Here is a 13,617-nt window from a genome sequence, read left to right as displayed (position 1 = left end):
TGCTGGTGTGCGGGCCGGTCGGCGATGATCGGGGGATGAACCAGGACACGGAGCGGACGGTGGCCACGGGGGCGGAACCGGACCCGGGGGCGGAACGGGCCGGGCGTACGGGGCCGGGCGGCGCGGGCGCGGGCCCCGGCGGGAACGCGGGGGCGCAGCGGATCGCGGAACCGGATGCGGCGGCGGAGCCGGCCGGGGGCGCGGAGCGGGTCCCGGAGCCGGCCGCGGCTGCCCAGCGGGGCGCCGAGCAGGCCCTCGACGGGGCCGGGGAGCGGGCGGCCCGGGAGCAGGCGGCCGGGCGGGTGACGGACCTCGCCGACGAGGCCGCCGAACAGGAGGCCGCCGAGCGGGCCGCCGAGGTGGCCGCGGACGAGGTGGCCGCGCGGATGGTGGCCGCCGGGCGGGCGGCCCGCCGGAAACTGTCGGACAGCCTGCGGGAGGCCACGGTCGGCGAGCTGCTGGCGGAGCTGGGCGGGCTGGCCCCGGACCCCGACGAGCCGGGCGACGTCTACGGCAACGGCGTCGTGGAGCGGCTGGAGCGGCGGGTCGCGGAGCTGCTCGGCACCGAGGACGCGGCGTTCTTCCCGACCGGGACCATGGCCCAGCAGATCGCCCTGCGCTGCTGGGCCGGCCGGACCGGGAACCCGGTGGTGGCCCTGCACCCCATGAGCCACCCGGAGCGCTGGGAGGGCGGCGCGCTGTCGGCCGTCTCGGGGCTGCGCACCGCCCACCCGACGGGCGAACCGCGCCAGCCGACCGCCGCCGAGATCGCCGAGATGCCGGAGCCGTTCGGGACGCTGATGCTGGAGCTTCCGCTGCGGGACGCGGGCTTCCTGCTCCCGACCTGGGAGGAGCTGTCGGCCCTGGTGGACGCCGCCCGCGAACGGGACGCGGTGGTCCACTTCGACGGCGCCCGGCTGTGGGAGTCGACGGTCCACTTCGGCCGGTCGCTGCCGGAGATCGCGGCGCTGGCGGACTCCGTGTACGTCTCCTTCTACAAGTCCCTCGGCGGCCTCAGCGGGGCCGCCCTCGCCGGATCCGCCTCGCTCGTGGCGGAGACGAAGGTCTGGCGGCACCGGTACGGGGGCCAGATCTTCCGCCAGTTCCCGGCCGCGCTGTCCGCCCTGGCCGGGCTGGAACGGGAGCTCCCCGCGCTCCCCTCCTACGTGGCCAAGGCCCGCTCGGTGGCGTCCGCCCTGTCCTCGGCGCTCGCAGCGGCCCCGGAGGTGCCCTGGTTCCGGGTCCACCCGGAGGTTCCGCACACCCACCAGTTCCAGGTGTGGCTCCCGTACGACGCGGACCGGCTCACCGAGGCGGGCGTCCGCCTGGCGGAGGAGACGGGCACGGTCCTGTTCCGCCGCTGGTCCCCCGACGGACCGCCCGGCCTGTCGGTGACGGAGCTCGAGGTCACCCGCCCGGGCCTGACCTGGACGAACGCCGACGTCACCACGGCGGTGACCGCCTTCGTGGCCCGCCTGTAGCCGGGGGCCGGCCCCAGGGGCGTGTCGCGGGGGCGGGGATGGTCCGGGTGGGCGAAGGGGGCGTGGCCTGGGCGGCGGGTGGGTCGGGGGGCGGCAGAATGATCCGATGAGCGTCACCATCGACATCACCGGGCTCCCCGCGGAGCGGATCGGCTTCGCGCCGTCCCCCCTCGCAGAGCTCTGCATGGCGTTGCACGCGCTCTCCCAGCCCGGGCACCACCCCGGGCTCGCCTCCTGGACCTCCACCACCGCCGCCGCGCTCGATCCGGACCTCGCGGACCGGCTGCTGGAGGGCGATTTCATGTGGCGCAGCTCCTTCGCCGACCTGTTCATGGCCTTCGCCGGGATTCCCGGCGGGTCGGGGCTGCCCGCCGCGACCCTGGCCGCGGAGCTCGACGTACTCGACCGGCTGGACGACGAGCGGTTCGTGACGGCCGCCCTGGAGCACTGCCGGCTGGCCCTGTACAACGACGGCGACGGCCCGTCCCCGCTCTCGGACCCGCTCGCCCGGGCCAAGGCCCTGGAGACGGCCTCGGCGCGCGGGCCGCAGCAGTTGGCCTTCGCGGTGCGGGTGCTCGACGACACCGCCGGCGTCCGGGTCTGGCTGCGCCGGCTGATGGAGGACTGCGACGAGGCCTTCTTCGCGGAGACCTGGCGCCGCATCGGGCCCCGCCAGAGCGCGGACGTCCGGCACAAGACGGAGCTGCTGCGGCGCAAGGGGCTGCCGGCCGTGCTGAAGGAGGTCTCCGCGGCGCTGAGCGTCGACGAGGGGCTGACCACGGTCAGCGTCGACAAGATGGTCCACGGGTCCACCACCGCGACCGATCCCCGAATAGGCGACGGCCTGCTCTTCGTGCCCACGAACTTCGGCTGGCCCCACCTGCTGGTGCTGCACGCCCCCGGCTGGCGTCCGGTGATCCACTACCCGCTCGGCTCTCCCGAACTGGCCTCCTCCCCGGGGTCGGTGGAGCTGTTGCAGCGGCGCATGGAGGCACTGGCCCATCCGATGCGGATGATGCTGTGCCGCAACCTGGCGCGCGCCCCGTACACGACCGGCGAGTTGGCGGCCGCGCACGGGATCACCGCCCCGGAGGTGTCCCGCCATCTGGCGGTGCTGAGGAAGGCCGGGCTGACCCAGACCCGTCGCCAAGGCCGGTACGTCCAGCACCAGTTGGACCTGGCGGCGGTCGCACGGATCGGTTCCGACTTCATCGAGGGCATCCTGCGGTAGGCCTCCCCGCGGGGAGAGCGGAGAGCGGAGAGCGGGCAGTGGCCGGAACTCGACGGCTCAGATGCTCCGATATACGGATTTCACAAACCGGAATCAGTGAAAAGTCTGGCCATGGCCGCCACTTGATGCCTAACGTGCGTCCACCGCTCCCCCACCCGGCGCACTGCACCTGACCTGCGTCTGCAAGGACACACCTCTATACGCATGCCCGTATGCCCGTGCGCCCCGATGCCCCGCGCACGCGCATCTGCCGTGGAAGGACCTTCATGCCCTCACGACGTATAGCCGCAGCCACCGCCGCCCTGGCGGCCGCGGCCCTCGTCTCCCCGCTGCTCCTCGCCGGGCCGGCCGGTGCCACCGGCAGCCCGCAGAGCGACGCCGCCCGGGGTGACGCACTGGCCCGGAAGCTGGTCAAGGACTCCACCGGCAAGGGTGCCGACAACCACCTGAAGGTCTTCCAGGCCATCGCCGACTTCAACAAGGGCACCCGCGTGGCGGGTTCCAGGGGACACGTCCAGTCGGCCCAGTACGTCGAGCTCGTCATGCGCGCGGCCGGATACAAGGTCACGAAGAACGAGTTCGACTTCGTGTACGTCGCGACGGTCGCCGAGACCCTGAAGGTCAACGGCCCGGCCGGCCGCGACGTCCCGATCAAGCTGATGACGTACACCGCCAGCGGCCCGGCGAACGGCGTGACGGCACAGATCGCCGTCGCCCCGGTCGACGCCGACGGCACCAACGGCTGCGAGCCCGGCGACTTCGCCGCGGGCGCCTTCACGGGCAAGGTCGCGCTGATCAAGCGCGGCGGCTGCGCCTTCGCGGTCAAGCAGGAGAACGCGGCGGCGGCCGGTGCGGCCGGCGCGGTGATCTACAACAACACCGAGGGCGCCCTGAACGGCACCATCGGCTCGGCCGACGCGGGCAAGATCCCGACCGGCGGCGTCACGCTGGCCGAGGGCGAGCGGCTCGCCGCGGAGGCCGCCGCGGGACCGGTCGAGGTCACCCTCGACATCCGCGAGTTCCGGGAGAACCGCAAGACGTACAACGTCGTCGCGGAGACGCGGGGCGGAGACGCGAACAACACTGTCTTCCTCGGCGCGCACCTGGACTCCGTCACGGCGGGCCCGGGCATCAACGACAACGGCTCCGGCTCGGCCGGCATCCTCCAGGTCGCGCAGAAGCTCGCGAGCAGCCAGACGAAGATCAAGAACAAGGTCAAGTTCGCCTGGTGGTCGGCGGAGGAGTTCGGCCTGCTCGGCTCCGAGGCGTACGTCGCCGGGCTGACGGACGCCCAGAAGAAGCAGATCAAGCTCTACTTGAACTTCGACATGATCGCCTCGCCGAACGCCGCGTACTTCGTCTACGACGGCGACGACTCGGACAAGGTCGGCTCGGGCCCCGGCCCCGAGGGCTCCGCGCAGCTGGAGAAGGGGATCAACGACTTCCTCGACTCCAAGAAGATCCCGCGCGAGGGCACCGACTTCTCCGGCCGCTCCGACTACGGCCCGTTCATCGAGGTCGGCATCCCCTCGGGCGGTACGTTCACGGGCGCCGAGGGCATCAAGACTCCGGAGCAGGCGGCGAAGTTCGGCGGGCAGGCCGGGGTCGCGTACGACGTGAACTACCACGGCAAGGGCGACACCATCAAGAACATCGACCAGAAGGCGCTCGACATCAACGTCGACGTCATCGCGGACGCGGTGGGGCACTACGCGTACGACCTGGCTCCGCTGAGCCGGCCGGTCGTCTCGGTGCCGAGCACCGGCGGGGGCAGCGGGGGTGGCCTCCACGAGGGCCACGACCACGCGTCGGAGTAGCGCCCCTCCGGGGCGGGTGGGGCATCCGGCGCAGCCGCTGCGCGGCGCCGGGTCCCCTACCCGCCCTTCGCCCGTTCCCCGGGCTCCGCCCGGACCCGTTGCCGGGTGCGGCGCCGTTCCCGGGGGCCAGCCCCCGGGCCCGCTCCTCACACGCCGGAGGGGCTGAATTTTCCCCGGCGGCGTCAGCCCGGCCAGCCGCCCACTCCCACCGGCTGGACCAGCCAGCCGAAGTCGCCGAGCCCGCCGCGCGCCGTGAGCTCCGCGGCCTCCCCGGCCAGGGACAGCGCGCGGACGTACGCCACCGGGTCGGTGGAGGCCAGGGCCAGCGGGGGCCGCGCCCCCGAGACCCCGAGCGCGGCCAGCGCTTCGCGCTGCGTCACCAGGGCCGCCCCCGGCCCCGCGCACGCGTCGAGCGCCACGTGCGCGGTGACGTCGCAGCTCCCGTCCGGGACCGGGGCGGTCTCCCGCCCGGCGCGGAATCCGGTCAGCGTCCCGAAGGGCGGCCGGGCCTCCCGGGTGTGGGCGTAGTCCACCGCGACCGCGAGCCCCCGCTCCACGGTCGCGACCGCCGCCGCCCAGGCCTCGTCGCGCGGCCGCCCGATCTCCGCCCGGCCCGTGCCCTCCTGCGTGCCCGCCCGCGGCCACCAGCGCTCCAGCCAGGCCAGGTCGGGCCCGTCCAGAGGGCCGCCCGGGCGTTCCGTGCCGTCCCGGGCGACCTCCACGTAGCGGCCGTCCTCGGCGAGGTCCAGCGGTACGTTGTCGAGCCACTCGTTGGCGAAGAGCAGTCCGCGGGTGCCCCGCGGCGGCTCGCTCACCCACCGGATCCGCCCGTCGAGCCCGGCGGGCCGCTCCGCGCGCTCCACCCCGTACGGCCGCACCCGCGCGGCCGTCTCCGGCGGCAGCGCCGCCAGCACACCGGCCAGCAGTTCCCCGCGCCCGGCCCCGACATCGACCAGGTCCAGCTCCTCCGGGCGGCCGAGCTCCCCGTCCACCCACAGGAGCAGCCGGGCCACGGCCGTCGCGTACAGCGGCGAGGCATGCACGGACGTGCGGAAATGGCCCGCGGGGCCGGGCCCGCCGGGGCGTACGTAGAAGCCGTCGGGGCCGTACAGGGCCCGCTCCATCGCCGTCCGCCAGCGGACCGGACCCGCCTGCGCGGCGGCTTCACCCTGAGTGCTCATCGCTGAAAGGTTATGGCCGCCTCCACCTCGGGTAGTACTCGCGCGTCGCACGGATCGCCCCTCTGGTTGACTCCAGCACCTATCGGCTGTCCCTACTCTGGGTTACGTGCAGCGCCTCTACGATTTCCTCCGCAGACACCCGACGGGCGTCGACAGCTTCTGGGCTGTCCTCTTCTTCGGGTTCTCGATGGCCATCGTCGCCTCGATGCACACGGGCACCAAGGCCGCGCTGCTCGCCACCCCCTGTGTGGTGGCGCTGAGCGCGGCCGTCGCGCTGCGCCGCAAGTGGACCGTCCCGGTCTTCTGGCTCACCGTGGGCACCGGGCTCTACCAGCTGGCCATCGGCGCGCAGGCGAACTTCTACGACTTCGCGATGCTCCTCGTGCTCTTCACGGTCGCCGCCTCCGACGTGCCGCGCTGGGTCTCCCGCACGGCCCTCGGCTGGGGGCTGTCCGCCTCCACGCTGTTCTTCCTGCGCGTCGGCGTGGACAAGACGAACTCCGCCACCGACAACCTGCTCTTCGTCGTGTTCATGATGGTCCCGTTCGCCCTCGCCTGGGTGATGGGCGACTCGCTGCGCACCCGCCGGGCCTACTACGCCCAGCTCGTCGAACGCAACCAGCGCCTGGAGCAGGAGCGCGCGGCCCAGGCCAAGGTGGCCGTCGCCGCCGAGCGGGCCCGGATCGCCCGCGAGCTGCACGACGTGGTCGCGCACAACGTCTCGGTGATGGTGGTCCAGGCCGACGGCGCCGCCTACGTGATGGACGCGGCCCCCGAGCAGGCCAAGGAGGCCCTGCAGACCATCTCCGGCACCGGGCGCCTGGCCCTCGCCGAGATGCGCCGGCTGCTGGGCGTCCTGCGCACCGGTGAGCCGCAGGACTCCGAGGACTACGTGCCGCAGCCCGACGTGGAGCAGATCGAGGTCCTGGTCGAGCAGGTACGGGTGGCCGGGCTCGAAGTGGACTTCGAGGTCGAGGGCGCCCCCCGCAAGCTGCCCAGCGGCGTGGAGCTGACGGCGTACCGGATCGTCCAGGAAGCCTTGACGAACACCCGCAAGCACGGCGGCCCCGATGCGAAGGCCAGCGTGCGCCTCGTCTACTTCGACGACGGGCTCGGCCTGCTCGTCGAGGACGACGGCCGGGGCGCGGCCCGCGAGCTGTACACCGACGGCGGCGCGGACGGCGCCGGACACGGGCTGATCGGCATGCGCGAACGCATCGGTATGGTCGGAGGCACCCTCGACGCGGGCCCCCGGCCCGGTGGCGGCTTCCGGATCAGCGCACTGCTCCCCCTGAAGAAAAGGTGACCATGTCCTTCCCCACCGGCCCCTCCATCCGCGTGATGCTGGTCGACGACCAGGTCCTGCTGCGCACCGGTTTCCGGATGGTGCTCGCGGCGCAGCCCGACATGGAGGTCGTCGCCGAGGCCGGCGACGGCCTGGAGGCGCTGGAGGTGCTGCGGGCCACCAAGGTCGACGTGGTGCTGATGGACGTCCGCATGCCCCGTCTCGACGGGGTCGAGGCGACCCGGCGGATCTGCGAGCCCGAGGAACACCCCAAGGTCATCATCCTGACCACCTTCGACCTCGACGAGTACGCCTTCTCGGGCCTGAAGGCGGGCGCGAGCGGGTTCATGCTCAAGGACGTCCCGCCGGGCGAACTGCTGGCCGCGATCCGCTCGGTGCACAGCGGCGACGCGGTCGTCGCCCCGTCCACCACGCGCCGGCTGCTGGACCGGTTCGCGCCGATGCTGCCGTCGACCTCGGCGGAGCCGCGCAACAAGGACGTCGAGCGGCTGACGGAGCGCGAGCGCGAGGTCATGCTGCTGGTCGCCCAGGGCCTGTCGAACGGCGAGATCGCCGCCCGCCTGGTCCTGTCGGAGGCCACGGTCAAGACCCACGTGGGCCGCATCCTGACCAAGCTGGACCTGCGCGACCGGGTGCAGGTCGTGGTCCTGGCGTACGAGACCGGCCTGGTCCGCGCGGGCGGCGGCGGGACGGCGTAGCCCGCGCGGGCGGCGGGGCGGCGGGGCGGCGGGGCGGTCCGCGGTCCCCGGGTCCGCCCGCCGCAGCCTCCCGCCTCCGCGGTCGGCGTCGCCGTCAGGTCATCCAGCGGTCCGGGCGGGCCGCCGCGCGCGAGGTGCGGGAGCGGGCCGCCTGGGCGTGCAGCAGGTCCGCGGCCTCCGCCGCGCCGCGCAGGCGGGCCGCGACCGTGGCGTTCGCGCCGGTGTCCACGTGGACGTCCGCCACGCCGCGGGCACGCTCCCAGGGGCCCTGGGTCAGGCGCACGCTCTGCACCTTGGCGTGCGGGACGATCTCCGTACGCCGGCACAGGCGGCCGCGGCGGGCCGCGAACACGTCGGCGGAGACGGCCAGGCCGTACCCCTTCCACCACACCGGCACCACCCAGCGCGAGCCGTTCCGGGGCGAGGGCTCGAAGACGAGGCCCCCCAGGTCAACGCCGGGCAGCACCCGCGCGACGACGGCGTGGGCGGCGGCCCGGGTGGCCACCGGCACCAGGACGTCGTTCTTCGAGCCGGCCACCGCCAGCTCCACCCGGACCCAGCCGCGCCTGCGCCACAGCAGCGGCTCGACGATCCGTACGGTCTGCACGCGCCCCGGCGGCACCGTCTCGTGGGCGCGGTCGAGCATGCCGTGGTCCAGCCGGAGCCCGTCGGGGGACTCGGCGACCCGCCAGTCGTACTCGGTGAGGAAACGCCCGGCGCTCGCCGCCCACATCGCGCCCAGCACCGGGAGCAGCGCGGCGAGGGCCACCCAGGGGCTGGAGCTGAGCCACCACAGGAGCCCGGGGCCGACGATCGCGCCGGCGAGGACCGCCCAGGTGGTCAGGGTGAGCACCAGGGACACCGCCAGATCGCGCGGCCCCACGCGGAGCAGCTCCCGGTCGGGGGCCTCGCCCAGGAGCGGGGCCTCGGCCGGGGCGAAGCCGGCCGCACGGGCCAGCAGTTCGGCACGGAGCGAGACGGCGTCCTGCTCCGCGAGGAAGGCCAGCTCGTCCTTGGCCTCGGTCCCGATGACGTCGAGCCGCAGCTTGGCGACGCCCGCGATGCGGGCCAGCAGCGGGCGGGTGACGTCGACCGCCTGGATCCGGTCGAGGCGGATGTGCGCGGTGCGGCGGAAGAGGAGCCCGCTGCGGATGCGCAGTTCGGTGTCGGTGACCGCGTAGTGGGTGAACCACCAGCTGAGGAAGCCGTACACGCCGAAGACGAGGACCAGCGCGGCCAGCGCGAGGACCCGCAGGGCGGTGGAGACGCCCGTCACCCACTCGGCGAGGTTCTCGCCCTGCTGGGCGGCGATGCCGATGGTCGCGGCGATGGGCACCCAGGCGCGGCGCAGCGGCGTGAGGAAGTGCAGCCGCCGCTCCTGGCCGGGCCCGACGACGGCCGGCCCGACGGCGCCGGACCCGGGGACCACCGGCCCGGCCTCGCTGCCGGTGCCGGTCCCGGTCCCGGTCCCGGTGCCCGCCCCGGTCCCAGTCCCGGTCCCGGTCCCAGTCCCAGTCCCAGTCCCAGTCCCAGTCCCAGTCCCAGTCCCAGTCCCCTGATCCTGCGCGCCCCCGGACGCCGGGCCCGCCTGCGCCGGCGGCGTCACAGGCCCGCCGACCTTGCCTCGCCGAGCTCCGTCAGCCGGTCGCGCAGCCGTTCCGCCTCCTCGGGCGCGAGTCCGGGGATCGTGGCGTCGGTCGCCGCCGCGGCCGTGTGGAGCTGCACGGTGGCCAGCCCGAAGCGGCGCTCCAGGGGCCCCGAGGTCACCTCCACCAGCTGCATCCGCCCGTACGGGACCACGGTCTGCTCCCGCCACATCACGCCCCTGCTGATCAGCAGGTCGTCCGCGCGCTCCGCGTACCGCCAGGACCGCCAGTTCCGCCCGAGCATCACCCAGCCCCACGCCAGCACCACCAGCCAGAACCCGCCGAGCGCCGCCCACCCCGGCCCGACGGCGAGCCCCAGCACGACGGCCGTCACCACCGCGAAGACGGACATCCACAGCGCGAGCAGCAGCCTGCGCACCGTCAGCAGCCCTGTCCGCAGCCCCACCCACTCGGGCGGACCCGCCCCATCCTCTGTCCCCGTGTCCATCCCCCCACCCTAGGTCGGTGCGTGCCCTGCCGGCCGCCGCTCCCGGATCCGCAATCCGGACCGGGCCGCACCCCGCCCCCTCCGGCTGAGACAATGCCGCCATGACGGAGACCACGGTCGGCATCGGCGGCGCGGCGGAGAGCACCGACATGGTGCTCAACATCGGCCCCCAGCACCCTTCCACGCACGGCGTGCTGCGCCTGCGCCTCGTCCTGGACGGCGAGCGCATCGTCAGCGCCGAGCCGGTGGTCGGCTACATGCACCGGGGCGCCGAGAAGCTCTTCGAGGCCCGCGACTACCGCCAGATCGTGATGCTCGCGAACCGCCACGACTGGCTGTCCGCGTTCTCCAACGAGCTGGGCGTGGTCATGGCCGTCGAGCGGATGCTCGGCATGGAGGTCCCCGAGCGGGCCGTGTGGATGCGGACCCTGCTCGCCGAGCTGAACCGGGTCCTGAACCACCTGATGTTCCTCGGCTCGTACCCCCTGGAGCTGGGCGGGATCACCCCGATCTTCCACGCGTTCCGCGAGCGCGAGGAGCTCCAGGCCGTCATGGAGGAGATCTCCGGCGGCCGCATGCACTACATGTTCAACCGCGTCGGCGGCCTCAAGGAGGACCTGCCCGCCGGCTGGCTGGGCCGGGCCCGCGCCGCCATCGCCGACGTGAACACGCGCATGAACGTCTACGACGACCTGGTGCGCGGCAACGAGATCTTCCGCGCCCGCACCCGCGGCGTCGGCGTCCTGTCCGCCGAGGCCGTGCACGCGTACGGGGTCTCCGGCCCCATCGCCCGCGCCTCCGGCGTCGACTTCGACCTGCGCCGCGACGAGCCGTACCTCGCCTACGGCGAGCTCCAGGACGTCCTGAAGGTCGTCACCCGCACCGAGGGCGACTGCCTGGCCCGCTTCGAGGTCCTGCTGGAGCAGACCCACAACGCGCTGGACCTCGCGGTCGCCTGCCTGGACCGGATGGCGGAGCTGGCCCCCGGACCCATCAACCAGCGGCTGCCGAAGGTGCTGAAGGCCCCCGAGGGCGAGACGTACGCGTGGACCGAGAACCCCCTCGGCATCAACGGCTACTACCTGGTCTCCAAGGGCGAGAAGACCCCGTACCGGCTCAAGCTGCGCTCGGCGTCCTACAACAACATCCAGGCGCTCGCGGTGCTGCTCCCCGGACAGCTCGTCGCGGACATGGTCTCGATCCTCGGCTCGCTGTTCTTCGTCGTCGGCGACATCGACAAGTAGCCGGGGCCCGCGGACGCTGTCACACCCGCGGCCTAGGCTGCCGATATGACCTCCGGTACCTCAGCAGGCCCGCACCCGCACCCCGGGATGTACGCCGCCTACCTGCGGCGGCTCGGCATCGAGGAGCCCGGCGCGCCGTCCGTGGCCGGGCTGTTCGCCCTCCAGCGGGCGCACCTGGAGCGCGTCCCCTACGAGAACGTCGACATCCAGCTCGGCCGCGCCCCCGGCATCGACCCCGAGCTGTCGGCCCGCCGCTTCGCCGCCGGACGCGGCGGCTACTGCTTCCACCTCAACGGGGCCCTCGCCGCACTCCTCGGCCACCTCGGCTACGAGGTCACCCGCCACGTGGGCGGCGTGTACAAGGAATCACAGGCCGAGGACGCCCTGCGGGGCGTGAGCGGCGACCACCTGGCGCTCACCGTCCGCGTGCCGGGCGCGGAGGCGGACGGGGCGGGCGTCTACTACGTGGACGCCGGGCTCGGCGACGGCCCGCACGAGCCGCTGCCGCTGCGCGAAGGCACGTACCGCCAGGGGTCCTTCGCCTACTCCCTGGAGCGGCTGCCCGGAATCGGCTGGCTGTACCGGCACCCGGGCAGCTCCGCCCCGCTCGTGAACTTCCGCGCGGAGCCCGCCGGGACGGCCGCGGCGGCCGCCTTCGAGGCCGAGCACCTGCGGCTGTCGACCTCCGGGGACTCCGGTTTCGTACGGACCTTCGCGGCCCTGCGCCGCGATGCGGACGGCATCGACGCCCTGCGGGGGCGGGTGCTGAGCCGGATCGACCCGGCGCGGGGGAACACGGAGCGGGTGCTCGACGGCCCGGAGGAGTTCTTCGCCGCGCTCGAGGGGCTCTTCGGCCGGGCGCTCGACGATCTGACCCCCACGGACCGCACGGCCCTGTGGACCCGGGTGGACCGGGCCCACGCGAGCTGGGCGGCCGGCCGCGGAGCCGCCCGCGCGGGCTGACCCCGCCGCGGCAGGGCGGGCCGATGTCCGTGGGGCAGGGCAGACTTGGGGGATGTCCCTCTCACCCCGCCGGGCCTGCCCCTCCTGCGGCCGCGACTGCGCCGTCACCGCCGGGCGGATCGCCCGCCACGACCCGCCCGCCGGGCGGGGCCGCGGGGACCTCGTCTCCTGCCCCGGCTCCCGCGCCCGCGTGACCCTCGGGGCTTCGGCCCCCACCCTGGACGGCTTCGCCCTGTCCCCGCTCCCGGGCCAACTCCCGCTGTTCTAGACGCGAACGGGGGGCCGGCGCCCGCAACCGGCGCGGCGCCGCCGCCGTCCTCGGAGGGCGCGCTGCGCCAAGAGCTCCCGGTGCGCTAGGAGATCGCGGTGCGCAGCTGCACCACGTCGATGGGCTCGGTCTCGTCATGGGCGGTCAGGTCGATGACCTGGCCGCCGGCGGGCTGCTCGTCGGCGGCCGCCTCGGCGGTGCCGGCGGGGGCCGCGGGGGCCGCCCCGTCCTGGACGGACTGGCCTGACTGGACTGACTGCACGGACTCCGCCTCGTGGACGGCGAGGGCCTCGGCGCCGACGACGTCGGCGAGGTCCTCGTTCTGGACGGACTCGATGGCCGCGCGGGCCTGTGCCGCGGTCTTCGTACCGAAGAAGTCGAAGCCGCCCTCGACGCGCGAGGCCGGGCGGCGCTGCGCGGCGTACGGGGCCACCGCGGCGGCGAGCCGGCGCGCGGGGACGGCCGCCGCCGGGCCCGCGGGCACGGGGCCGGTGAGCGCGGGGCGGGAGTGCGCCTCCAGCTCGGCGGGCTTCGCCGGGGCGGCGGGAGCGCCGGCCGGGGCGGCGGAGAGGGCGGGAGCGACCGGGGCCGCGGACAGCGCGGCGGGGCCGGTCTGCGCCGGCCGGGCGGGCGCGGCGGTCCCGGGTCCCTTGCCGGGGCCCTTGCCGGGCGACGTGCCGCCCGGCTTGCGGGCCGGTCCGCCGGCCAGCGCCGACAGCGCGGCGTGGGCGCGGGCGAAGCCCACCGAGGTGGCCGCACCGGCGCTGGTGCGCTCCTCGGACACCGCGGGAAGTTCCTTGGGACCCTCGGAGGCGGGAGCGGCCGGGGCCGCCGGGGCCGCGGCCTCGATGGCCAGCAGCCGGCGTCCCTCCAGGGCGCTCGCCCGCTCGGTCTCCGCGGTGGCGTACCGGCGCAGCAGGGAGGCGTGCTCCCCGCGCAGACCGGCGAGTTCGACCCGCTTGGCGCGCAGTTTGGCGTCGAGCTTGCCGCGCAGCACCCGGGCCTCTTCGAGGTCGGATTCGAGCTCGGCTATCCGCTCGTCGGTGCGCCACTCGTCCTTGACCCGTTCGCGCCCGAGCTCGCTGACCCGGCGGCCGGCCGCCAGGTCCCACGAGCGCATGACGACGGCGCCGGCCAGCCCGGCGGCCGCGGTGAGCGCCACGAGCAGGCGCAGCGCCATAGGTTCCGCGAGCAGCCAGGCGGCTCCGGCGCCGGCGACGGACACACCGGCGACGGCCGTCGGCGTGAGCAGCCGGTGAAGAGGTTCGGGATTGCGGTGGCGTCCACGGGGCATGGCCTGAAATTTACAGGGAGTGGACGGGGTGTGGGGTAGC

General features: G+C 74.6%; 12 protein-coding genes. 8 read left to right on the top strand and 4 right to left on the bottom strand.

All coding sequences use genetic code 11. The annotated features are described in order from the left end of the window. Positions 1 to 35 precede the first annotated feature (35 nt). From ACIA8F_RS32630 to ACIA8F_RS32620, 3 genes are all read left to right on the top strand, one after another. Entirely contained in the window at positions 36 to 1,481 is a 1,446-nt protein-coding gene (locus ACIA8F_RS32630) for a threonine aldolase family protein (protein WP_399384246.1), read from the top strand. 106 nt (positions 1,482 to 1,587) lie between these two features. Continuing rightward, the gene (locus ACIA8F_RS32625; RefSeq protein WP_399384244.1) at positions 1,588 to 2,712 is read left to right on the top strand and encodes a DUF5937 family protein; all 1,125 of its coding nucleotides are present in this window, start codon (positions 1,588 to 1,590) and stop codon (positions 2,710 to 2,712) included. A gap of 266 nt (positions 2,713 to 2,978) precedes the next feature. Next, positions 2,979 to 4,529, top strand: a complete 1,551-nt coding sequence (locus tag ACIA8F_RS32620; RefSeq protein ID WP_399384242.1) for a M20/M25/M40 family metallo-hydrolase — start codon at positions 2,979 to 2,981, stop codon at positions 4,527 to 4,529. A gap of 182 nt (positions 4,530 to 4,711) precedes the next feature. Here the strand turns inward: ACIA8F_RS32620 and ACIA8F_RS32615 are convergent, their stop codons facing one another. Further along, complete coding sequence (locus ACIA8F_RS32615; RefSeq protein WP_399384241.1) at positions 4,712 to 5,710, bottom strand: SAM-dependent methyltransferase; 999 nt, start codon at positions 5,708 to 5,710, stop codon at positions 4,712 to 4,714. A 106-nt stretch (positions 5,711 to 5,816) separates the two neighbouring features. On the opposite strand from ACIA8F_RS32615, the gene ACIA8F_RS32610 reads away from it, so the two are divergent. Beyond that, positions 5,817 to 7,016: a sensor histidine kinase gene (locus ACIA8F_RS32610; protein WP_399384239.1), complete on the top strand. Its 1,200-nt coding sequence runs from the start codon at positions 5,817 to 5,819 to the stop codon at positions 7,014 to 7,016. Between the two features lie 2 nt (positions 7,017 to 7,018). Beyond that, complete coding sequence (locus ACIA8F_RS32605; RefSeq protein ID WP_399384237.1) at positions 7,019 to 7,714, top strand: response regulator; 696 nt, start codon at positions 7,019 to 7,021, stop codon at positions 7,712 to 7,714. A gap of 94 nt (positions 7,715 to 7,808) precedes the next feature. Here ACIA8F_RS32605 and ACIA8F_RS32600 read toward each other — a convergent pair whose 3' ends face one another. Further along, positions 7,809 to 9,143 carry a PH domain-containing protein gene (locus ACIA8F_RS32600; protein WP_399384235.1) on the bottom strand — a complete coding sequence of 445 codons (1,335 nt, stop codon included), beginning with the start codon at positions 9,141 to 9,143 and terminating at the stop codon, positions 7,809 to 7,811. 173 nt (positions 9,144 to 9,316) lie between these two features. After that, positions 9,317 to 9,808, bottom strand: a complete 492-nt coding sequence (locus ACIA8F_RS32595; RefSeq protein WP_399384233.1) for a PH domain-containing protein — start codon at positions 9,806 to 9,808, stop codon at positions 9,317 to 9,319. 101 nt (positions 9,809 to 9,909) lie between these two features. On the opposite strand from ACIA8F_RS32595, the gene ACIA8F_RS32590 reads away from it, so the two are divergent. From ACIA8F_RS32590 to ACIA8F_RS32580, 3 genes are read left to right on the top strand one after another with little or no spacing between them, the layout of a single operon-like run. Continuing rightward, positions 9,910 to 11,052 carry an NADH-quinone oxidoreductase subunit D gene (locus ACIA8F_RS32590; RefSeq protein ID WP_399384232.1) on the top strand — a complete coding sequence of 381 codons (1,143 nt, stop codon included), beginning with the start codon at positions 9,910 to 9,912 and terminating at the stop codon, positions 11,050 to 11,052. A 45-nt stretch (positions 11,053 to 11,097) separates the two neighbouring features. Further along, positions 11,098 to 12,015 carry an arylamine N-acetyltransferase gene (locus ACIA8F_RS32585; protein WP_399384231.1) on the top strand — a complete coding sequence of 306 codons (918 nt, stop codon included), beginning with the start codon at positions 11,098 to 11,100 and terminating at the stop codon, positions 12,013 to 12,015. Positions 12,016 to 12,067: 52 nt separating this feature from the next. Further along, the gene (locus ACIA8F_RS32580) at positions 12,068 to 12,283 is read left to right on the top strand and encodes a hypothetical protein (protein ID WP_399384229.1); all 216 of its coding nucleotides are present in this window, start codon (positions 12,068 to 12,070) and stop codon (positions 12,281 to 12,283) included. 85 nt (positions 12,284 to 12,368) lie between these two features. On the opposite strand, the gene ACIA8F_RS32575 is transcribed toward ACIA8F_RS32580, so the two are convergent. Next, positions 12,369 to 13,577, bottom strand: coding sequence for a hypothetical protein (locus ACIA8F_RS32575; RefSeq protein WP_399384227.1), 1,209 nt, complete (start codon positions 13,575 to 13,577; stop codon positions 12,369 to 12,371). Positions 13,578 to 13,617 lie beyond the last annotated feature (40 nt).

Origin of the sequence: Streptomyces sp. NPDC051563 (assembly GCF_044454225.1) — a bacterium.
Classification (GTDB): Bacteria; Actinomycetota; Actinomycetes; order Streptomycetales; family Streptomycetaceae; genus Streptomyces.
This window is presented reverse-complemented; position numbering and strand designations above follow the sequence as displayed.